At 60.1% G+C, this 20,051-nt stretch carries 21 protein-coding genes; 11 read left to right on the top strand and 10 right to left on the bottom strand.

All coding sequences use genetic code 11. The annotated features are described in order from the left end of the window. Window positions 1-520, top strand: a 520-nt coding sequence (locus tag H145_RS0114295) for a transposase (protein ID WP_019948846.1), incomplete at its 5' end; no start/stop codon positions are given. Window positions 521-626: 106 nt separating this feature from the next. Here H145_RS0114295 and H145_RS21400 read toward each other — a convergent pair. From H145_RS21400 to era, 3 genes are all read right to left on the bottom strand, one after another. Then, window positions 627-866, bottom strand: coding sequence for a hypothetical protein (locus H145_RS21400; protein WP_019948845.1), 240 nt, complete (start codon window positions 864-866; stop codon window positions 627-629). Between the two features lie 171 nt (window positions 867-1,037). Then, the gene (gene der / locus H145_RS0114285; protein WP_019948844.1) at window positions 1,038-2,360 is read right to left on the bottom strand and encodes a ribosome biogenesis GTPase Der; all 1,323 of its coding nucleotides are present in this window, start codon (window positions 2,358-2,360) and stop codon (window positions 1,038-1,040) included. A 179-nt stretch (window positions 2,361-2,539) separates the two neighbouring features. Continuing rightward, complete coding sequence (era, locus tag H145_RS0114280; RefSeq protein ID WP_019948843.1) at window positions 2,540-3,439, bottom strand: GTPase Era; 900 nt, start codon at window positions 3,437-3,439, stop codon at window positions 2,540-2,542. Between the two features lie 212 nt (window positions 3,440-3,651). Here era and hemH point away from each other — a divergent pair, with 212 nt between their 5' ends. After that, window positions 3,652-4,689, top strand: a complete 1,038-nt coding sequence (hemH, locus tag H145_RS0114275) for a ferrochelatase (protein WP_019948842.1) — start codon at window positions 3,652-3,654, stop codon at window positions 4,687-4,689. Between the two features lie 141 nt (window positions 4,690-4,830). Here hemH and H145_RS22880 read toward each other — a convergent pair whose 3' ends face one another. From H145_RS22880 to glmM, 4 genes are all read right to left on the bottom strand, one after another. Next, complete coding sequence (locus H145_RS22880; RefSeq protein ID WP_019948841.1) at window positions 4,831-5,319, bottom strand: PRC-barrel domain-containing protein; 489 nt, start codon at window positions 5,317-5,319, stop codon at window positions 4,831-4,833. Between the two features lie 40 nt (window positions 5,320-5,359). Then, window positions 5,360-6,025 (bottom strand): hypothetical protein, encoded by a 666-nt coding sequence (locus H145_RS0114265; protein WP_019948840.1) that lies wholly within the window; start codon window positions 6,023-6,025, stop codon window positions 5,360-5,362. A gap of 154 nt (window positions 6,026-6,179) precedes the next feature. Continuing rightward, window positions 6,180-7,328 carry a cysteine desulfurase family protein gene (locus H145_RS0114260; RefSeq protein ID WP_019948839.1) on the bottom strand — a complete coding sequence of 383 codons (1,149 nt, stop codon included), beginning with the start codon at window positions 7,326-7,328 and terminating at the stop codon, window positions 6,180-6,182. A 223-nt stretch (window positions 7,329-7,551) separates the two neighbouring features. After that, complete coding sequence (gene glmM / locus H145_RS0114255; RefSeq protein ID WP_019948838.1) at window positions 7,552-8,940, bottom strand: phosphoglucosamine mutase; 1,389 nt, start codon at window positions 8,938-8,940, stop codon at window positions 7,552-7,554. 169 nt (window positions 8,941-9,109) lie between these two features. Here glmM and mazG point away from each other — a divergent pair, with 169 nt between their 5' ends. From mazG to H145_RS21390, 9 genes are all read left to right on the top strand, one after another. Then, window positions 9,110-9,952, top strand: a complete 843-nt coding sequence (gene mazG / locus H145_RS0114250; protein ID WP_019948837.1) for a nucleoside triphosphate pyrophosphohydrolase — start codon at window positions 9,110-9,112, stop codon at window positions 9,950-9,952. Between the two features lie 299 nt (window positions 9,953-10,251). Continuing rightward, window positions 10,252-11,133, top strand: coding sequence for a MotA/TolQ/ExbB proton channel family protein (locus H145_RS0114240; protein WP_019948835.1), 882 nt, complete (start codon window positions 10,252-10,254; stop codon window positions 11,131-11,133). A gap of 70 nt (window positions 11,134-11,203) precedes the next feature. Further along, complete coding sequence (locus tag H145_RS0114235; RefSeq protein WP_033426269.1) at window positions 11,204-11,830, top strand: ExbD/TolR family protein; 627 nt, start codon at window positions 11,204-11,206, stop codon at window positions 11,828-11,830. A 14-nt stretch (window positions 11,831-11,844) separates the two neighbouring features. Next, window positions 11,845-12,366, top strand: a complete 522-nt coding sequence (locus H145_RS0114230) for an ExbD/TolR family protein (protein WP_019948833.1) — start codon at window positions 11,845-11,847, stop codon at window positions 12,364-12,366. Beyond that, the gene (locus tag H145_RS0114225) at window positions 12,363-13,193 is read left to right on the top strand and encodes an energy transducer TonB (RefSeq protein WP_240471705.1); all 831 of its coding nucleotides are present in this window, start codon (window positions 12,363-12,365) and stop codon (window positions 13,191-13,193) included. Before H145_RS0114230 ends, H145_RS0114225 begins: the two co-directional genes overlap by 4 nt. 264 nt (window positions 13,194-13,457) lie before the next feature. Further along, window positions 13,458-14,294 (top strand): energy transducer TonB, encoded by an 837-nt coding sequence (locus H145_RS0114220; RefSeq protein WP_019948831.1) that lies wholly within the window; start codon window positions 13,458-13,460, stop codon window positions 14,292-14,294. A 202-nt stretch (window positions 14,295-14,496) separates the two neighbouring features. Beyond that, window positions 14,497-14,751 (top strand): hypothetical protein, encoded by a 255-nt coding sequence (locus tag H145_RS0114215; RefSeq protein WP_019948830.1) that lies wholly within the window; start codon window positions 14,497-14,499, stop codon window positions 14,749-14,751. Next, complete coding sequence (locus H145_RS0114210) at window positions 14,741-15,697, top strand: PstS family phosphate ABC transporter substrate-binding protein (protein ID WP_019948829.1); 957 nt, start codon at window positions 14,741-14,743, stop codon at window positions 15,695-15,697. The genes H145_RS0114215 and H145_RS0114210 overlap by 11 nt, the downstream gene beginning before the upstream one ends. Before the next feature lie 33 nt (window positions 15,698-15,730). Beyond that, window positions 15,731-17,350, top strand: a complete 1,620-nt coding sequence (locus H145_RS21390) for a tetratricopeptide repeat protein (protein ID WP_019948828.1) — start codon at window positions 15,731-15,733, stop codon at window positions 17,348-17,350. A gap of 84 nt (window positions 17,351-17,434) precedes the next feature. On the opposite strand, the gene H145_RS0114200 is transcribed toward H145_RS21390, so the two are convergent. The 3 genes from H145_RS0114200 to H145_RS21385 form a co-directional block, all read right to left on the bottom strand. Further along, window positions 17,435-18,553, bottom strand: a complete 1,119-nt coding sequence (locus H145_RS0114200) for an RluA family pseudouridine synthase (RefSeq protein ID WP_019948827.1) — start codon at window positions 18,551-18,553, stop codon at window positions 17,435-17,437. Between the two features lie 129 nt (window positions 18,554-18,682). Then, a complete protein-coding gene (locus H145_RS0114195) occupies window positions 18,683-19,315 on the bottom strand; it encodes an OmpH family outer membrane protein (RefSeq protein WP_019948826.1) in 633 nt (210 codons plus the stop codon). 37 nt (window positions 19,316-19,352) lie between these two features. Further along, window positions 19,353-20,024: an OmpH family outer membrane protein gene (locus H145_RS21385; RefSeq protein ID WP_019948825.1), complete on the bottom strand. Its 672-nt coding sequence runs from the start codon at window positions 20,022-20,024 to the stop codon at window positions 19,353-19,355. Window positions 20,025-20,051 lie beyond the last annotated feature (27 nt).

The following is a 20,051-nucleotide window of genomic DNA, read 5'->3' as shown; positions in this document are numbered from 1 at the left end:
GCCCATCGTACTGGCCGACGGCAGCACCCGCTACGACTGCGAGTACCACCGCCAGGGCGTAGCCCAGGTCTACATGCTGCACGAGCCGCTGGCCGGCCGCCGCCGGGTGCATGTCGAGGACCGCCACGACCGGCTCACGTTCGCCCGTGTCGTGGCTCGGCTGCTGGAGCACGACTACGCCCAGGCCGAGCGCGTGACGGTGGTGCTCGACAATTTATCGGCCCACCAGCCGGCCGCTTTCTACGAGGTCTTTGAGCCGGCGCGGGCGCACGCGCTCTTGCAGCGGGTCGAGTTCGTGTTTACCCCCAAGCACGGCTCCTGGCTCAACATGGCCGAAATCGAGTTTGCCGCCTTGCTCACCCACGGGCTGCCCCAACGCGTGCCTGACCGGCCCGCCCTCGAAACCCACTGCCAGGCGTGGCAACTGGCCCGCAACCAGCGCGGCACGCCCACCAACTGGCAGTTCACCACCGCCGACGCCCGGATCAAGCTCAAACGATTATACCCGACAACCAATTAGATTTGACCTACTAGTCGCGAAGCAGCGCTTTGTCTCGCAACAAAAAAAGAGGCTTCCCGCGTGCGGGAAGCCTCTTTTTTACATCCGATGAAGGATGCGGCAGTAATTACTGAGCAGGCGTGGTAGCAGGAGCATCCATAGCGTCAGCGGCGTTTTCCATGGCGTCAGCCTTGGCATCAGCCGAGTCACGTACCATGTCAGCCTTCTCTTCCATAGCGTCAGCCTTCATTTCGCCGGCCTCTTCTACGTTGTCAGCAGCTTGCTCCTGAGCATCTTCGGTTTTGCTGTCGCACGAAGCGAACGAGAACGAAGCGGCGGCCAGGGCGAGGAACAGTACCTTTTTCATGATGGGGGTTGTTGGGGTTTGAAAAGTCGATTTGAGCAAACCAGCCGGAATTTCCGGCCGATTTGGGTCTTTATACCCGAACGGCTTTCAGGTAACCCGACAGTCCGAAAAAAAAGCAGCTTTTTTTCAACCCGACCGTTAACCTTCTGAAAACCGGGCCGTAGGGGCCGTTTATTTTTTGCGGAACACAATGCCGATGGGCACGCCGCTGAAGTCGAAATGCTCGCGCATCCGGTTTTCGAGGTAGCGGGCGTAGCTCTCCTTCACGTACTGCGGCAGGTTGCAGAAGAAGGCGAATACCGGGTTATGCGTGGGCAACTGGGTGGCGTACTTGATGCGCACCATTTTGCCCTTCTGGATGGGCGGCGGGTACTTCTCGATTTCCTTCAGCATCACCTCGTTCAGCTCGGAAGTCGAGATTTTGCGGCGCTTGTTGTTGTACACCTCAATGGCCGTTTCGATGGCCTTGTGCACGCGCTGCTTGGTGAGCACCGACGTGAAAATGACGGGCGGATACGCGATGGGCGCAATCTTCTCCATGATTTTCGCCTCGAACTCTTTGGCCGTGTTGGTTTCCTTGTTCTCAATCAGGTCCCACTTGTTCACCAGAATCACGATGCCCTTGCGGTTCTTGTCGGCCAAACCGATGATGTTCACATCCTGCGACTCGATGCCGCGGGTGGCGTCGAGCATCACCACGCACACGTCGGCCTCTTCCAGGGCCCGCAGCGAGCGAAGCACCGAGTAGAACTCCACGTCTTCGTGCACCTTGGTTTTGCGGCGCAACCCGGCCGTGTCCACCAGCATGAACTCGTTGCCGAAGGCGTTGTAGCGGGCCTGGATGGAGTCGCGGGTGGTGCCGGCAATGTCCGTGACGATGCTGCGGTCGGTGCCCAGCAGCAGGTTCACGAACGACGACTTGCCCACGTTGGGCCGGCCCACGATGGCAATTTTGGGAATACCCAGGTCGGGTTCCTCCACGCCTTCGTCCTCGAAGTGGCTGACCACGGCATCGAGCAGGTCGCCGGTGCCCGAGCCGCTGGCTGAGGAAATCGGGTAGATTTCGCCGTCGCCTACGCCCAGGGCGTAGAACTCGCCGGCCGAGTGGATGCGGTTGTTGGTATCGGCCTTGTTGGCGACGATGTAGATGGGCTTTTTGCCCTGGTAGCGGCGCAGTACGCTGGCAAATTCCTCGTCGAGGCTGTGCACGCCGGCAATGGTGTCCACCATAAACAGCACCACGTCGGCCTCGTCAATAGCCAGCTTTACCTGCTTGTTGATTTCGCCCTCGAAAATATCGTCGGAGTTATGCACGTAGCCGCCGGTATCGATGACGGTGTAGTACTTACCCGTCCAGTCGCCGTAGCCGTAGTGCCGGTCGCGGGTTACGCCGCTCTCGTCGTCCATGATGGCTTTGCGCTGACCGACGAGGCGGTTGAAAAGGGTCGATTTGCCCACGTTGGGGCGCCCGACAATGGCAATGGTGTTCTTCATATGTCTGACTCCAGCCGCCGGCCCGACCAGTTTCGGCAGTGCCCGGAGTAGTTAAGTGAGTTGTGAGGTCGGGGGTGAGAAGTGAGATGGTGAGACATGAGAAGTGAGACTTTCGTTCTAATGTAGACGCTACCAGAACGTAGTCTCACTTCTCATGTCTCACCATCTCACTTCTCTATTTATTGACTGTACCCAAAGCGGTTCAGGGCCTTGGGGTCGGTGCGCCAGTTTTCGTCGACTTTGACGTAGGTTTCGAGGAAGACTTTCTTCTGGAAAAACTTCTCCATTTCCTCGCGGGCCCAGGTGCCGACCTTTTTCAGGGCCGCGCCCTGCTGGCCGATGATGATGCCTTTCTGGCTGGCGCGCTCCACGTAAATCACGGCCCGGATGCGGATGATGTCGTCGTCTTCCTTGAACTCCTCGATGCCCACTTCGCAGCTGTAGGGCACCTCTTTTTTGTAGAGCTTGAAGATTTTCTCCCGAATCATTTCGGCGGCGAAAAACCGTTCGGGCTTGTCGGTTAACTCGTCTTTGGGGTAGTAAGGCGGGTGCACCGGCAGGTAGCCCAGCACCAAATCGAGCAGCTCGGCGGTGCCGAACTGTTCGAGGGCCGAGATGGGCAGCACCCGGGCCGCGTTGGGCAGATGCTCGCGCCAGTATTCTACCTTAGCTTCCACCTGCTCCTGATCGGCCTGGTCTATCTTGTTCACCAGCAGCAGAATGGGCGTGTCGGTCATCTTGCGCAGGCGCTCGACTACCGGCTCCTCGTCGTGCTTTTCGTAGATATCAGTCACGAACAGAATCACGTCGGCGTCTTCCAGCGACGAGTACACGAACGACATCATGGCGTTGTGCAGCTCGTACTTGGGCTGAATAATGCCGGGCGTGTCGGAGTAGATAAGCTGGAAGTCGTCGCCGTTGAGAATGCCCAGGATGCGGTGGCGCGTGGTCTGGGCCTTGCTCGTGACGATGCTGAGCCGCTCGCCCAGCAAAGCGTTCATGAGCGTAGACTTGCCCACGTTGGGCTTGCCGATAATGCTCACAAAGCCAGCGCGGTGCGGGGTAGATTCGGTAGTCATTTCAGATGCTGAAATTTGGGCTGCAAAGGTAGCTCTTTTCTAAGCTGATAGCTATTAGCTGTTAGCCGTTAGCTTTTTTGTGGCTGGATTGAGGATAACCGGCCAACTTTGCGGTTACATAGCCAGTCAACAGCCCCGCATCAGTCCTGCACTGGCAGTTCCACCGAAAAAAAGCTAACAGCTAGCAGCTGTCAGCTAATAGCTCAACAACTATGTCTGCTTCCAACCAAGGCCGCATTGGCGTGCTGCTCGTCAACCTCGGTACGCCCGACTCGCCCCAGACGCCCGACGTGCGCCGCTACCTCAACGAATTCCTGACCGATGCCCGCGTGGTGGACATGCCGGCCGCCATCCGCTACCCGCTGTTTCGGGGGCTGGTGGTGCCGCTGCGGGCGCCCAAATCGGCCAAAATCTACCAGCAGCTCTGGACCGAACGCGGCTCGCCCCTGCTCTACCACGGCCTCGACCTGCAAAAGAAGGTGCAGGAGGAATTGGGTGCTGACTACCTCGTAGCCTTCGGAATGCGTTACCAGAACCCCAGCATCGAAAGTGCCCTGCAGGAGCTGCGCGACGCGGCCGTGAGCCGGATTATCGTGCTGCCGCTGTTTCCTCAGTACGCGGCGGCCAGCACCGGCTCGGTGCAGGAAAAGGTGATGGACCTCGTGAGCAAGTGGTGGATTGTGCCCAGCATCAGCTTCATCAGCAATTTCGTGGACGAGCCCGGCTTCATCGAAACCTTTGCCATGCTGGGCAAGGCCGAAATGGCCAAGCACGACTACGACCACATCGTGTTCAGCTACCACGGCATTCCCGAGCGGCACGTGCTGAAGGGCAGCCACAAGGGCTATTGCAAGCTGGGCAACTGCTGCAACTCCTACAACAAGAACAACCGCTACTGCTACCGGGCGCAGTGCTACGAAACCTCGCGCCAGCTGGGTAAAGCCCTGGGCCTCACGCCCGAGCAGTATACCACCACCTTCCAGAGCCGCCTGCAAAGCCGCCTCCGCGACCCGTGGCTGCAGCCCTACACCGACGAAGTGTTGAAAGAGTATCCCGCCAAAGGCATCAATAACGTGCTGGCCTTCTCGCCCGCCTTCGTCGCCGACTGCCTCGAAACCACCATTGAAGTGGGGGACGAGTTCAAGGAGATGTTCGAGGAAGCCGGCGGCAAGCACTGGCAGCTCGTGCCCAGCCTCAACTCCGAGCCCATGTGGGTAGATGCCGTAGCCGGCATGATTCGCCGGAACTAACAATTCAGGAACAGGTAAAGTATAAACGCCTGTCATCCTGAGCGCAGCGAAGGACCTATACTGAAGCTATACCCATTGCTTGGCTTCAGTATAGGTCCTTCGCTGCGCTCAGGATGACAGGCGTTTATACTTTACCTATTCTTACTTCAGCCGGCGGCGCTGGTAAAACGTGGCGGTGTCGTAGCTGGGCTGGTTGTAGAAATCGGGTTCGGTGGAGGCTTCGGGCAGGCCCAGGTTGAGGGCGCGGAGCATGGCCTGCTCGTATTCGCGGGTTATCTGGATTTCAGTGTAGGGCGGGTACTGCACCACCGATTCGTAGGTGAGCGAGGGCACGAACACGTTGTCGGCTTCCTCATCGAGGGCGGCCACGCCAATAGGTAGCAGGATGTGGTTGTCGCGGGCATCGAGCCCCAGGCTGTCGTCGAGCTGCACGTCGAGGTAGCGCACTTTCAGCGCGTCCACATCCACAATCAGCTCGAAAACCTGGCCGAACTGGCGGCCGTCGGCCCCACGAACGGCCCAGCCGCGCACGTCTGGGTTTTCGTCGGCTACTTCGAACTCAGTCAGGTCGCGCAGGCGGCGCAGGTGCAGGCCCTGGGCCGAAGGAATCGGGTCGGAGGGGATTTCCATATAAACGGGCGTTGGAATCAGGAAGAAGAAAGCGGCAGGCTTAGCGGCTCGTGGGCGGGGAGTTGAACGCCTTCAGCAGTTTAGCGGCCCGCTCGAAGTAGCCGCGCAAGGCCTGCTGTTCTTCGGGCGTGGCGGCCTGGCCGCTCAGGTCGGTGGCCTGGGCGTTGAGGCGCTGCGCTTCCTGCTGCAACTCGGGGTAGCCCTGCTGCTGAATGGCCTGCATGAGGTTGGAGGCGGCCACCAGCCCGGGGCGCAGGCGGGCGGCGGGCTCGTCGAGGCGGGCTGTGGCGCTGGTCAAATCGTCGCGGCGGGTCTGGATTTCGGGTGTGCGCAGGTCGTCGCGGTCCACGAGGCCCGTCAGCGACGAGGTGAGCAGGCGCAGGGCCTCGCGGCCGTAGCCGGGCCGGGCCGCATCGCCGGCCACAAAGGCTGCCAGCACTTCGGGCGTTACCGGGGCGGTGGCGGCCATGTCGGTGGCCGTATCGGTAGCGGGCCGGGGGCCGGTTTCAGCCCCGACGAGCGTATCGGCGGGCACGAGCGGCGTTTCGGCGGGTGGCGGCGGGGGGGGTGGCGGCGTGCTGCGGGTGGCGTTTATTTCGGCCTTGAACAGAAACCAGGCGCCCAGCCCCACCACGGCCAGCACTACGAGCAGCAGCAGCCAGGGGCTGGGCGTGTTTTTCTTGCGTTGAATATTGATGTCGGCCATAAGGAAAGGGAGAAGTCGTGCGCTAGCCTTACGCATGCCGGCCGAATTATGATGCAGGCCGCCGCGACAGAAGACGCGGAGAACTACCAGCAAAAAGGGCGCGTCATGCTGCGCGCCCTCGCGCAGCATGACGCGCCCCTTCTTTTCTCCCCGGCTACACCTGTACTTCTCCCTTGCGGTACATTTTGGCCAGCTGCTCCACGGCATAGTCCACCTCTGCTTCGGTGTTGTACTTGCTCATCGAGAAGCGGATGGTGCCGCGGGCCGGGTCGCAGCCCAGGGCGCCGAGCACGTGCGAGCCGGCGTTGGCGCCGCTGGTGCAGGCCGACCCACCCGAAACGGCCACCCGGTTGATATCGAGGTTGAAGAGCAGCATCTCGTTGAGCTCGGAAGGTGGCAAGCTCACGCTCAACACCGTGTACAGGCTCTGGTCGGCTTCGGCCGACATGCCGTTGAACTCCACGCCCTCAATTTCGGCTCGCAGCCTGGTAATAAACCGGTCTTTGAGGCCCTGGATGTGGCGCTGATGCTCGGCCATGTCGCGGTAGGCAATTTCGAGGGCTTTGGCCAGGCCCACGATGCCGTACACGTTTTCGGTGCCGGCGCGCTGGTTGCGCTCCTGCGAGCCGCCCTGAATGAGGGCGTCCACCGTCTGGCCCGCGCGGCGGTACAGGAAGCCCACGCCCTTGGGGCCGTGGAATTTGTGGGCCGAACCCACCAGGAAATCCACCGGCAGCTGCTGCACATCGTGCTTGTAGTGGCCCATCGTCTGCACCGTATCGGTGTGAAATATGGCCTGGTGACGGGCGCAGATTTCGCCGATGGCCGCCAAATCGTTGAGGTTGCCGATTTCGTTGTTGGCGTGCATCAAACTCACAAACGTGCGCGGGTTGGCGGCCAGCAGCTCCTCCAGGTGTCCCAGATCAAAGCGGCCGCGGTCGTCGTGGCGCAGGTAGCTGAGCTTGAGCTGGCCGCTTTTTTCCAGCGCCTCCATGGTGTGCAGCACGGCGTGGTGCTCCATTTTCGAGGTGATGCCGTGCTGCAGGCCCAGCTGGCGCACCGTACCGAAGGCCGCGTAATTATCGGCCTCAGTGCCGCCCGAGGTAAACACGATTTCGGCCGGGGCGGCATTGATAAGGTGCGCCACCGTTTTACGGGCGTTTTCGATGGCGGCGCGCACCTGCCGGCCGGGGCCGTGGATGCTGCTGGGGTTGCCGTAGTGCGTCTGTAGGAAGGGCAGTATGGCTTCCAGCACTTCGGGGTCCAGCGGGGTGGTGGCGGCGTTATCGAAATACACGTTCATAAGCGGAGCGAAAAGGCAGTAAAAACCAGCCGGGAAGGCCGGCCGGCCGAATTCAGCCACAAAAATAGCGGATTCGCGGCGGGCACCGAATTGGCAGATTCAGCCGCCTCAATAAGCTAAACGGTAGCTCAGCACGAAAAAACCGGCCCAAAACCGCCTGCCAGACGGGTTTTGGGCCGGTTTAACACCGTGGCAGCAGCGGGCAGCAGTCGCCCTATGGTTTTTAGTGGCTGATAATCTCCTTGATATCGGCAATGATTTTGTTGGCCAGGTGGTCGGCGGTGGCGTTGGATTCCGACTCGGCGTAGATGCGGATAATCGGCTCGGTGTTCGACTTGCGCAGGTGCACCCATTCCTTGTCGAACTCGATTTTCACGCCGTCGATGGTGTTTACCGGCTGCTTGGCGTAGCGCTGCTCCATCTGGGTCAGCACCTGGTCGGTGTTGATTTCGGGGGTCAGCTCAATCTTGTTCTTCGAGATGAAATAGTTGGGGTACGAGGCCCGCAAACGCGTCATCGGCAGCCCGAATTTGGCTAGGTGACTCAGGAACAGCGCAATACCCACCAGCGAGTCGCGGCCGTAGTGCAGTTCGGGGTAGATGATGCCGCCGTTGCCCTCGCCGCCGATAACGGCGTTGGTTTCCTTCATTTTGTTCACCACGTTCACCTCGCCCACCGCGGCGGCGGCGTACTGGCCGCCGTGCTTTTCGGTTACGTCGCGCAGGGCGCGGGTGCTGCTCAGGTTGCTCACGGTGTTGCCGCCGCCGAGCTGGCTCAGCACGTAATCGGCCACCGCTACCAGCGTGTACTCCTCGCCGAACATGGTGCCGTCCTCGTTCACCAGCGCCAGCCGGTCCACATCGGGGTCGACTACAATGCCCAGGTCGAAGTGGCCTTTTTCGATGGTTTTGGCGATGTCGCGCAGGTTTTCGGGCAGCGGCTCGGGGTTGTGGGCGAAGTCGCCGGTAGGCTCGCAGAACAGCTTTTCGATGGTTGTTACGCCCAGCTGCTCCAGCAGCATCGGCACGGCAAAGCCCCCGCAGGAGTTCACTGCATCTACCACCACCCGGAAGTTTTTGGCCGCAATGGCTTCCTTATCCACCAGCGGCAGGGCCAAAATGGCGTCGATGTGCTGCTGCAGAAAGGTATCGTCGGTTTCGTAGGTGCCCAGCTTGGTTACGGGCGCGAAGTCGAAGGCCTCCGAGTCGCCCAGCGCCAGCACCTGCTGGCCGTCTTTATCGGAGATAAACTCTCCTTTATTATTGAGCAGCTTCAGCGCGTTCCATTGCTTGGGGTTGTGCGAGGCCGTGAGGATGATGCCGCCGCCGGCTTGTTTGGCGGGCACGGCCATTTCTACGGTCGGCGTGGTGCTCAAACCCAGGTCGATAACGTTGATGCCCAGGCCCTGCAGCGTGGCCGCTACCAGCCGACTCACCATGTCGCCCGAGAGGCGGGCGTCGCGGCCAATGACAATGGTATTGTTCTGCGTGTGCTGGAGCACCCAGGTGCCGAAGGCGGCGGCGTACTTTACAATGTCGATGGGCGTCAGGCCCTCGCCGGCCGCGCCGCCAATAGTGCCCCGGATGCCGGAAATAGATTTAATAAGTGCCACGAAATGTGCTGCTGAAGGTAGGAGGGGCAAAATGACCCGTAAGCGGCCGCAAAAGTAACCAGTAGCCGCTGCTTTCCCTACGTAATCGGTTGCCTTGGCGGCTGAAGACCCCGGCCCCACGGCGGGCCCGCGCCGGCCCCATGCCCGGTAGCTTTGTATATTTGGCCTGATGCAAAGCCCCACCCCTACCCGCCGAACGGAACAGTTGGCCGCCTTTGGCCGCCTGCTCGACGTGCTGGAACGCCTGCGCGCCGAGTGCCCCTGGGACCGGAAACAAACCCTCGAAAGCCTGCGCCACCTCACCATCGAGGAAACCTACGAGCTCAGCGACGCCATCATCCGCCACGACCTGCCCGATCTGCGCAAGGAGCTCGGCGACGTGATGCTGCACCTGATGTTCTACGCCAAAATTGCCAGCGAGCAGGGTGCTTTCGATATTGCCGACGTGCTGAACGCACAGTGCGAGAAGCTCATCTTCCGCCACCCCCACATCTACGGCGACGTGCAGGCCGACACGGAGGAGGACGTAAAACGCAACTGGGAGCAGCTGAAACTGCGCGAAAAAGGCAACACCTCGGTGCTCGGCGGCGTACCTGCCTCTTTGCCGGCCCTCGTGAAGGCCATGCGCATCCAGGAAAAAGCCCGCGGCGCGGGCTTCGACTGGGAGCAGCCCGAGCAGGTGTGGCAGAAAGTGCAGGAAGAACTGGCCGAGTTCGGGGAGGAGTTTGCCGCCCCCGATGCCCCGGCCGATGCTTCAGCCGATACCGACCGCCAGGAGCGGGCCGCCGCCGAATTTGGCGACCTGCTGTTCTCTCTCATCAACTTTGCCCGCCACGCCGGCATCAACCCCGAAGACGCGCTGGAGCGCACCAACCGCAAATTCATTCAGCGTTTTCAGTATCTTGAATCCCAATCGGCCCGCGAAGGCCATCAGTTGGCCGACCTTACCCTGGCCCAGATGGACGTGTATTGGGAGGAAGCGAAGCGGTTGACGGGCCAATCGGGCGCCTAATTTTTTAGGACAAACTGCTTTTTTTTGCGGATTATGTGGGTTTAGCGCGTTTAAACCCGATTTTCTTTTGGTAGCAGTCAGCTTTTTTAAGTAGGTTTGCCAAGGCTAGCCTCGCTTCATCCATCATTTCGCCGCCGAAGCGGCCGTCTGTTTCTTTTTGAACAGGCCGCCGCCGCAACGCAAGAAATTGGTCCGGGTAGCGGGCAGTCCATCCACTTTTTTTACCATTTTTCACCAAGCACCTCAACCTTTCACCAACAACCCCCTAATTCTCCGGACCAATGGAACAAAAGAATGCTATGAATAAGCCCGCGGCCCGGCCTGCCGCTGCTGCTACGCCAAAAGGCGAATCGAAAGGCAGTGGTTCGTCCGCATTTGCCATTATTGCCATCATCGCGGCGTTCATCGTAAGCGTTGTAGTCTTCATTTTCATCTTCGGCGACGGCAGCCACTTCCAGGGCGGCAACAACGAGAACAACCCTATTTCGGGCGACTACTTCGGTGTAGTGTACAAAGGTGGCCCGGTAGTACCCGTGCTGATGACCATGTTCCTGCTGGTAATCATCTTCTCGATTGAGCGGGCCCTGACCCTGAGCCGCGCTAAAGGCTCGAAAAGCATCGAGTCGTTCGTGCGTACCATCCGTCAGAAGCTGAACGTAAACGACATCACCGGTGCCATCGCCACCTGCGACCAGCAGAAAGGTTCGGTAGCCAACGTAGTACGTGCCGGCCTGGTGAAGTACCAGGAGATGTCGCGCGACCGTTACCTGGAGAAAGACCAGAAAGTACTGGCCATCCAGAAGGAAATCGAGGAATCGACGGCCCTGGAGCTGCCCATGCTGGAGAAAAACCTCGTTATCATCTCCACGCTGGCCTCTATCGCCACGCTGGTAGGTCTGATTGGTACGGTACTGGGTATGATCAAGGCCTTCTCGGCACTGGCCCAGGGTGGTGCTCCTGACGCTGTAGGTCTCGCCAACGGTATTTCGGAAGCTCTCATCAACACGGCTCTCGGTATTACGGGTTCGGCTCTGGCTATCGTAGCGTACAACTTCTTCACCAGCAAAATTGACGAGCTGACTTACAGCATCGACGAGGCTGGTTTCAGCATCATTCAGACCTTCTCGGCTCAGCACGGCGCCACCGACCACGCTGCCCCGGCTACCACGACGACCATCTAGTTTTAGCGCCCTTGTGCACTAAAACCGTGAGTTGTTCGTTTCTGAATCACGCGTTTAACCTCCTCCAGCAATGCCTAAAGTAAAGCCTCATAGAACCTCACCGTCGCTCGACATGACGCCGATGGTGGACTTGGCCTTCCTGCTGGTGACTTTCTTCATGCTCACCACCAAGTTTGCCCCGGAAGAGGCCGTGGTGGTGGACACACCTTCTTCAACCTCTGAAATCCGCCTGCCCGAGTCGCACGTGCTCACCGTAGCCATCGACAAGGATAAGCGCATCTTCTTCGGCGTCGGCGACGACGAGATTAAGAATGAGCTGCTCAAGCAGGTCGGAGCCAAGTACGGTGTCAGCTTCACGCCGGCGCAGGTGCAGGCTTTCCGCGGGGCCGGTGCCAGCTTTGGCACCCCCATCGAGAAGCTGCCCGCGCTGCTGAGTCTCGACCCCGAGCAGCGCAAGCTGGTGAAGCAGGACGGCATTCCGGCCGACTCGTTGAACAACCAGCTGATTGAGTGGGTGATTACCGCCCGCTCGCTCAGCCAGAAGCAGTTCAACACGGCGCCCTACATTGCCATCAAAGGCGACGGGCAGGCCGATGTGCCGACAGTGAAGAAAGTCATCAAACTGATGCAGGAGAAGAACATCAACCGGTTCAACCTCATTACCGACCTCGAAACCAAACCGGTGGCCGGTAAGTAACCCGCACAGAAACCATGGCAGAAATCCAACAACAAAGCGGCGGCGGCGGAAAAGGCGGGAAAAAGCGGGCGAAAAAAATGTCGACCAAAATCGACATGACCCCGATGGTTGACCTGGCCTTTCTGCTGCTGACCTTCTTCATGCTGACGACTACCTTCAGCAAGCCCACCGTCATGGAAATCAACATGCCGGTGAAGCCTAAGAACGACGAAGAGAAGTCGGAGATCAAAGCCTCCAACGCCTTCACCGTGCTGCTCGGCGCCGGCAACAAGATTTACTACTACGACGGCCTGCTCAACAATGAGACCAAGCCGGAGCTGAAGGAATCTAGCTACGGAGCCGACGGAATCCGTAAGGAATTACTCTCCCGCCACAGCAACCCCGATCTGGTGGTGCTGATTAAGCCGGCTGACGACTCCAACTACAAAAACATGGTCGACATCCTCGACGAAATGAACATCACCGACCAGAAGAAATACGCGCTGGTGGACATTTCGAAGGCCGATGAAGAGCTGATTAAATCTTCTGGATTATGATGGACAACATGCAGTTGGCCAACGCCTCCCTCGACGACATCGTCTTTGAGGGGCGCAATAAGGCCTACGGGGCTTACATAATCCGGCGGGTGTACGGCAAGCACGTTACCCGGGCCGTTTTGATTTCCATTGCCATTGTGGCCCTTCTGATTGCTTTCCCGCTCGTGGCGCGCATGATGAAGAAGGACGTAGTGGTGAAGGAGGACAAGATGCTCAAGGTGAACGAGCTGATGGAAGCTCCCCCGCTGGACAAGAACATCCCCCCGCCCCCCCCGCCCCCACCACCGGAGGCGCCACCACCGCCACCACCGAAGCTCTCCACCATTAAGTTCACCCCGCCCGTCGTGAAAAAGGACGAGGAGGTGCGCAAGGAAGAAATTCCGGACCAGGAAGAGCTGAAGGAAAAAGTAGTGGCCGCCGTTACGGTAAAGGGCAACACCGACAACCCTGCCGACCTGAAAGGGCTGGAGCCCGGCGAGGGCACCAAGGCAGTGGAGACGGTAGTTGAAACCAAGCCGTACACCTACGTTGAGCAGATGCCGGTATTCCCCGGCGGACAGGAGGCGTTGCTGGCGTACATCAGCAAGAACATCAAGTACCCGGCTATGGCCCTGCGCAATCAGGTCGAAGGTCGCGTATTCATCAAGTTCGTAGTGGGTCCCGACGGAGCCGTTTCGAACGTAGAGGTGCAGAAAGGCATTGGTGCCGGTTGCGACGAAGAATCGATGCGGGTTATCAAGAACCTGCCGCGCTTCACGCCGGGTAAGCAGAATGGTCGGGCAGTATCGGTGTACTTCACCGTACCCGTAACCTTCTCCATCAAGTAACCCCGGCTCGCCGCCTGCGGCCAAGCCAACTAAAAACCCGAACCGGACGCTCGTCTGGTTCGGGTTTTTTGCTTTCGTGGCGGTTGGAAGAAGAACGGAAAGTTAGCTGACCCTAAAAAATATAGTAGGCGTGCATACTACCGGAAGCGGATGGCGCGTTTACTTCCTGAAAGCCAGCGCGACAGGGGCAGCAACAGCTGCGGCAAATGGGAGGAATGGCTTGGGAAGTTTACCTGCGTTTCGTTCACTTAACTTCTATACGCCATGACAACCACCGCTCCCATTTCCCTGCCCTCGCTCGACGACATCGTGTTTGAGGGGCGCAACAAAGCCTACGGTGCCTACGCGCTGCGCCGGCTCTACGGCCGCCACCTGCTGCGGGCCGTTGCCTTGGCCGTGGCCCTGACCGCTCTGCTCATTGCCGTGCCCATTACCGTGAGTTACCTGTGGCCAACGGTTGTGGTGGCGGCTCCGATTGTGCCCGACGAGTTCGTGGTTGACATTCTGCCTCCACCAACCATCACGCCGCCCCCGGTTACGCCCCCTTCAGCCAGCGCCAAGGCCACCATCACCCTGCGTAAGCAAATCAAGGAAGCGGTGCCCACCAAAGTTGTCGACGACGCGCAGGTGACGAAGCCTGAGCCCGACGTAGCCCCGCCGGCCGTTGACGGCCCCGTGGCCCAGAGCGACATCGACCGCGACGGTACCGGCGGCTTGGCTACCACGGCCGGCCCCGGCGCCCCCGGCAACGACTCGGCGGCCAGCCCAGCAGCGCCGGCCGTTACCAAGCCCTTCCTGTCGGTAGAAGTGATGCCCGAGTTTGCCGGAGGCCAGGCAGCGCTGGTGAAATATCTGCAGCGCAACCTGCACTACCCCACCCAGGCGCTGAAAGCGGGCGTTGGCGGCCGGGTGTACATTGCCTTCACCGTGAACACCGACGGCTCGATTACCGACGTGGAAGTGATTAAGGGCCTGGGCTACGGCACCGACGAGGAAGCCAGCCGCGTTATCCGGAGGATGCCGGCCTGGAAGCCGGGCTACCAGAACCACCGCGCCGTGCCAGTGCGCTACAACCTGCCCATCACCTTTACCTACCAGTAAAAGCCCCTGGTCGCGCCTTGCGGCCGGACCCAAGCCCGCTAACGCTGCTTTTTTGCCGTCGGCACCCAACTGGTGAAATATCCGGTTGGGTGCCTTCGTTTCTGTCGGCGGCCTAGGGGCTGCCGGGGCAACCGAACAAAAAGCGGCTATTTTTACGTTTGCTCCTTATCCGGGTCTTCCCCGGCTTGCCTTACTTATTGCCATGTCCGACCTGCCTCCTACCCACGAGCGCCTCAGCCGGCCCAGCCAGTCGCCCGGCCTGGTGCGCTATTTTACCCTGTTTATGGCCGTGCTTTACGTCGCGCTGGGCGTAAGCCTGTGGCTGGTGCCGGCCGGCATGTTGCGCCTGGGCGAAACGCCCCGCCAACTGCTGGCAGTCATCTTCGTGTTTTACGGAATCGTTAGATTTGTCCGCACCTACCAACAATACTTCAAAAAAGACCGGCATGAAGCATAGCATCCTGATGGGCCTGACGGCCGGTATGCTCGGAGCCCTGGGGCTGGCGGGTTGCAACGGCGGCAACAAGTCGTCGGCTGCCATCGATACGCCGACCAGCGGCGCTATCAGCATCGGGGTTGATGAAACCTTCGCTCCTATTATCAAGTCGGAGGTCGATACGTTCCAGAAGCTGTACCCGGCCGCGCAGATTCGGGCCCAGTACCAGCCCGAGCGTGACGTAATGCAGGCTTTTCTGGATGACAGCATCCGGCTGGCCGTGGTATCGCGCCAGCTGACGGACGCGGAGAAGGCCCGTTTCAAAAGCATCCAGATAGAACCCCGCGCTATCCGCATCGGCGTCGATGGCGTGGCCATCATCCTGCACCCCAGCAACCCCGATTCGCTGCTGACTACGGCGCAGCTGCGCGGCATTTTCACGGGCCAGCTCAAGCAGTGGAACCAGCTTAGCCCCGGCAACAAGCAGGGCGAGATTACGGCCGTTTTCGATAACAACAACTCCAGCACGGCCCGTTTTGTGCAGGATTCCATCACGCGGGGCACGGCACTGGCCAAAGGCATTTTTGCTTCTGAGTCGAACCCGGCCCTGCTTGATTACGTTGCCAGTCATCCGAATGCCATTGGCGTAATTGGCGTGAACTGGATTTCGGACCGCGACGATAAGGGCGTACAGAAACTGCTCGGCCGGGTGCGTGTAGCGGGCATCAGCGCCAAAGCCGCCAACAGCACCCCCGACGACTACGTGCAGCCTTACCAGGCGTACCTGGCCCAGAAAACGTATCCGCTGCGGCGCGAGCTGTATGTTATCAGCCGCGAGGCCCGCGCCGGTCTTGGCACCGGTTTTGCATCTTTCGTGGCAGGCAACAAGGGCCAGCTCATTATGCTCAAGTCGGGCTTGATGCCCGCCACCGGCCAAGTTCGTATCATTGACGTGAAATCGAACTAATTTTTTCCTTACCCTACACCAAACCTTTCTCTTATGAACATTAAGCCCTGGAAGCTCACGCTCCTCGCTGCTTTATCGGTTTCCGGCACCGCCGCCCTGGCCCAGAATACGGCCGTGGACAAGGCGCTGCAAATGGAGCGCTACAACGAAGCCCGGTCTACGCTTCTTCGGCAGGGCCAGTCCAACGAAACCTCGTTTCAGTTGGGCCGCCTGTATCAGATGCGCGAAATGCCCGATTCGGCTGCTTACTACTTCAACCGCGTCAGCTACGATAAGAAGGAGCCGATGACCATGATTGCCGCCGGCCGTGCCGCGCTGGCGAAAGGCAACGCCGCCGAGGCGCAGGCCAAGTTCGACGACGCCGTGAAGGCCTCGAAGGGCAAGGACCTGGGCGTGTACACCATGATTGCTCAGGCCTACGCCGAGTCGGGCACCAAGGACGTCAGCAAGGCGTTGGAGTACGTGAAGGAAGGCGAGAAATTCGCCGCCAAAACCGGCAAAGACGACCCGGCGCTGATGATTGCCCGCGGTGACCTGTATCAGAAGATGGAGACGGGCGGTGGCGAGGCCATGAACAGCTACGAGCGCGCCAACACCGGCGACCCGAACAACGTGCAGGCCTACGTACGCCGCGGCCAGCTCAGCCTCCGCTCGCGCAACTACAATTTGGCCAAGGAGAACTTCGAAAAGGCCATCAGCATCGACCCGAACTACGCCCCGGCCTACAACTCGCTGGCCGAGACCTACTACTTCGCCGGTCGTTACGACGACGCGCTGGCCCAGTTCCAGAAGTACACCTCGCTGGCCGAGAAATCGACCGAAACCACGGCCAAGAACGCAGCTTTCCTGTACCTGACGGAGAAGTACCCCGAGGCCATGGTGGAAATTGACAAGGTGCTGGCCGCCGACCCCAACAACCTCGCCATGAACCGCATCAAGGCCTACTCGCTGTACGAGATGGGCAAAAATGATGAGGCCATTGCCGCCATGCAGCAGTACATGACCGTGGCCAAGGCCCAGGACAAGCTGATTCCGGAGGACAACGTGTACTACGGCAAGATGCTGATCAAGGGCGGCAAAACGGCCGAGGGCGCCGCGCTGGTGGATGCCGCCATCAAGGCGGACCCCAAGAAGGCTACCGAGCTGCGCAAGGAGCTGGCCAAGGCCTACCTGGCCGCCAAGGACTACCCCAAGGCCATTGCTACCTACCGGCAGATGATGCAGGAGAACAATGGTGGCGAGCTGACCGACAAGGTGTACCTGGCCCGCGCTTACGAGCAGAACGAGCAGTACATGCCTGCCGACAGCCTCTACGGCGTGCTGCTGAAGGAGCGCCCCGAGTACGTACCCGGCTACCAGATGCGTGCCCGTGCTAACGCCAACCTCGACCCCGACTCGAAGAAGGGTCTGGCGAAGCCTTACTACGAGGAGTACATCAAGATGGCCAACGCCTCCGACAAGCCCGAGAGCTACAAGTCAGGTCTGGTGGAAGCCAATAAGTACCTGGGCTACTATTACTACCAGAAGGGCGACAAAACTGCTTCGCTCCCCTACTGGCAGCAGGCGCTGGTGCTGAACCCCGCCGATGAGCAGGCCAAAACCGCCATCGACGCCATCACTAAGCCCGCCAAGGCTCCGGCTCGCCGCAAGTAAGCGTTCCGTGTCCTGCTTGCAGGAATGATAATAAAAAGCCCGCTACTTTGGTAGCGGGCTTTTTTTGTGGCTGGTTGCAGATAGTTAGCCCGCGTCCTGCTGCCCGGCGTACTGCTCCCACATTTCCAGCACGGTGGCAAAATCGGCGGGCAGCTCGGCTTCAAATTGCATGAACTCGCGGCTGATGGGGTGCTCGAAGCCCAGCGACTTGGCATGCAGGGCCTGCCGGGGCATCAGGGCCAGCACCTTCTCGGAAAAGACCTTGTAGGCCCCCATGCGCTGCCCGTACACCACCCGGTCGCCGCCGTAGGTGGTGTCGCCGAACAGCGGGTGGCCGATGTGCTTCATGTGCACCCGAATCTGGTGGGTGCGGCCGGTTTCGAGGTTGCACTGCACCAGCGCCACCTGCCCGAAGCTCTGCAGCACCTTGTAGTGCGTAACGGCCGTGCGCCCGTAGTCGCCCTCAAACGGAAACACGGCCTGCACTTTGCGGTCCTTGATGCTACGGCCGATATTGGTGCGGATGGTGCCCTGCGCCTCGGCAGGCACGCCCCACACCAGCGCCAAATAGGTGCGCTCAATAGTATGGTGAAAAAATTGGTTCGACAGGTACGTCATGGCGTACTCCGACTTGCCGATAACCAGCAGCCCCGAGGTGTCCTTATCGATGCGGTGGACCAGGCCGGGGCGCACTTCGCCGTTGCGGCCGGTGGGCAGGTTAGCCAGGTGGTGCGCTAGTCCGTTCACCAGCGTGCCCTCCCAGTGCCCGAACGCAGGGTGCACCACCAGCCCGGCCGGCTTGTTCACCAGCAGCAACTCCGGGTCCTCGTAGCGGATGTCGAGGTCCATGGGTTCGGGCATCACCTTGAACTCGCGGGGGGGCTCGGGCAGCGTCACCGTTATCACGTCGAGGGGCTTGACGCGGTAGTTGGACTTGACGGCCCGCTCGTTTACCTGCACTGCCCCAGCCAGAATAGCGTTTTGGATGCGGGTACGCGAGGTTTTAGGGATGCGCAGGAGCAGAAACTTATCCAGCCGCAGCAACTCCTGCTTGCGGTTGGCCTGAATGCGGTGGTGCTCATAGAGCTCGTCGCCCCCTTCGCTGTCGTCCTCGTCATCTTCAGCCGATTCGTTGGCCGGCAGGCCGGTAGAGGCGGCCGGATGGGTGTGGTGCGGCGGAAATTCGTCTTCCAGTTCTGCCATAGCGCAACGTAGTGAGTGGCCGGGAGCCGGCGGAATTACCGCCCTGATGCGGGGCGGCGGCAAACAGCAGCAGCCGGGGCAAATGCCCCGGCTGCGCCGGTAAAGCCGTAAGATAAGGCGCCGAAGCGCTTACTTCTTGGTTTTGGTTTTCGTTTTGGTGGCGGCGGGCACGGCCGAAGGAGCCGGAGCAGCCGGGGTAGTTACTTTGGTGGCGGCGGCGGCGCCGGGCGTAATGCCCATTTTCTTCAGCACCAGATCCGAAATGTCGCCATCCTTGGGGCCGTGCAGCAGCACCGGGCTGGCGCCATCCGAGTTCAGAACGTAGGTGTAGCCGTTTTCGGTGGCTACGGCATCAATGGTCTGCTGGAGCTTGTCGAGGGCGGGCTTGAGCAGGGTCTGCTGCTTCTGCTGCAACGAGTTTTCGGCGTTCTGCTGGAACTCTTGGATCGACTGCTGCAGGTTCTGCAGCTCCTTTTGCTTGTCGGCACGCACCGGGTCGGGCATGGTGGCGGCGCCCTTCTGGAAGGCCTCGCCCTTGGTCTGGTACTCGGCGTACTTGGTGTCGAGCTGGTTTTTGAGCTGGGTGCTGTAGTCTTTCAGCTGCGACTCAATCTGCTTGCTTTCGGGCATCTGGCTCAGCACGTACTCCACGCTGGTGTAGCCGATTTTCAGCGGCGCCTGGGCCATCGAAGCGGTAGCCGTAGTGAAGGTGAGGGCGGCAATGGCCAGCGCAACGCGGATTTTGTTCATGGTGGTCGTCATCAAAAAAGGGAAAATTCGGAAGGTTGAATACACAAAGTTACTTCTTTCGAACGGCCGGGCGCGCGGCGGGCCGGCGCGGGGCCGGCTCGTCGTCGGCCGTGGGCGCATCGCCGGCCGGGGTAACGGGCGGCGTAACGGTTTTCACCGGGCCTTTCGGGCCGGGCTGGTTGGCTTCGGGCGAAGCCAGGCCCAGTTCCTCGAGCACAAACTCGGTGTAGTCGTGCACGGGGTTGGTGTAGAGCATGGTCAGGTCGCCGGCTTTGTCGAACACGATGGCGAGCTGCTTTTTCTTGGCCACTTTCTCAATGGCCTCAAACACCACATCCTGTACCGGCTTGGTCAGTTCCTGCCGTTTGCGGAACAGCTGCCCTTCGAAGCCGAAAATCTTGTTGGTGTTGGTTTTGATTTCCAGTTCCTTGGCCAGAATCTCGTCCTGACGTTTTTTCTTAGTGGCCTCTGTCAGAACCACTTCTTCGGCCTGATAATTCCGGTGCAGCTTGTCGAGTTCCGCTTTCTGGGTTTCCAGGTCGCGCTGCCAGTTGGCGGCCAACGTATTCAGCTCCTGCTGCGCCTGTCGGTAGGCCGGCATCTTTTCGAGAATGAACTCGGAATCGACGTAGCCAAACTTCTGGGCCTGCGCCGCGGGGGCACCCACCATTACCAACAACAGGGCCAAAACACTGGCAACGCGGAAAACTAACTGGTTCATGCTGCTGGAAAAGTGGTGGCCGCGGCC

The organism is Hymenobacter aerophilus DSM 13606 (genome assembly GCF_000382225.1).
Taxonomy (GTDB): domain Bacteria; phylum Bacteroidota; class Bacteroidia; order Cytophagales; family Hymenobacteraceae; genus Hymenobacter; species Hymenobacter aerophilus.
This window is presented reverse-complemented; position numbering and strand designations above follow the sequence as displayed.

Excerpts from the sequence above, each read along its gene's own strand:
- H145_RS21400 (WP_019948845.1), bottom strand. The coding sequence starts at position 866 with ATGAAAAAGGTACTGTTCCTCGCCCTGGCCGCCGCTTCGTTCTCGTTC.
- der (WP_019948844.1), bottom strand. The coding sequence starts at position 2,360 with ATGAAGAACACCATTGCCATTGTCGGGCGCCCCAACGTGGGCAAATCG.
- era (WP_019948843.1), bottom strand. The coding sequence starts at position 3,439 with ATGACTACCGAATCTACCCCGCACCGCGCTGGCTTTGTGAGCATTATC.
- hemH (WP_019948842.1), top strand. The coding sequence starts at position 3,652 with ATGTCTGCTTCCAACCAAGGCCGCATTGGCGTGCTGCTCGTCAACCTC.
- H145_RS22880 (WP_019948841.1), bottom strand. The coding sequence starts at position 5,319 with ATGGAAATCCCCTCCGACCCGATTCCTTCGGCCCAGGGCCTGCACCTG.
- H145_RS0114265 (WP_019948840.1), bottom strand. The coding sequence starts at position 6,025 with ATGGCCGACATCAATATTCAACGCAAGAAAAACACGCCCAGCCCCTGG.
- H145_RS0114260 (WP_019948839.1), bottom strand. The coding sequence starts at position 7,328 with ATGAACGTGTATTTCGATAACGCCGCCACCACCCCGCTGGACCCCGAA.
- mazG (WP_019948837.1), top strand. The coding sequence starts at position 9,110 with ATGCAAAGCCCCACCCCTACCCGCCGAACGGAACAGTTGGCCGCCTTT.
- H145_RS0114240 (WP_019948835.1), top strand. The coding sequence starts at position 10,252 with ATGAATAAGCCCGCGGCCCGGCCTGCCGCTGCTGCTACGCCAAAAGGC.
- H145_RS0114235 (WP_033426269.1), top strand. The coding sequence starts at position 11,204 with ATGCCTAAAGTAAAGCCTCATAGAACCTCACCGTCGCTCGACATGACG.
- H145_RS0114230 (WP_019948833.1), top strand. The coding sequence starts at position 11,845 with ATGGCAGAAATCCAACAACAAAGCGGCGGCGGCGGAAAAGGCGGGAAA.
- H145_RS0114225 (WP_240471705.1), top strand. The coding sequence starts at position 12,363 with ATGATGGACAACATGCAGTTGGCCAACGCCTCCCTCGACGACATCGTC.
- H145_RS0114220 (WP_019948831.1), top strand. The coding sequence starts at position 13,458 with ATGACAACCACCGCTCCCATTTCCCTGCCCTCGCTCGACGACATCGTG.
- H145_RS0114215 (WP_019948830.1), top strand. The coding sequence starts at position 14,497 with ATGTCCGACCTGCCTCCTACCCACGAGCGCCTCAGCCGGCCCAGCCAG.
- H145_RS0114210 (WP_019948829.1), top strand. The coding sequence starts at position 14,741 with ATGAAGCATAGCATCCTGATGGGCCTGACGGCCGGTATGCTCGGAGCC.
- H145_RS21390 (WP_019948828.1), top strand. The coding sequence starts at position 15,731 with ATGAACATTAAGCCCTGGAAGCTCACGCTCCTCGCTGCTTTATCGGTT.
- H145_RS0114200 (WP_019948827.1), bottom strand. The coding sequence starts at position 18,553 with ATGGCAGAACTGGAAGACGAATTTCCGCCGCACCACACCCATCCGGCC.
- H145_RS0114195 (WP_019948826.1), bottom strand. The coding sequence starts at position 19,315 with ATGACGACCACCATGAACAAAATCCGCGTTGCGCTGGCCATTGCCGCC.
- H145_RS21385 (WP_019948825.1), bottom strand. The coding sequence starts at position 20,024 with ATGAACCAGTTAGTTTTCCGCGTTGCCAGTGTTTTGGCCCTGTTGTTG.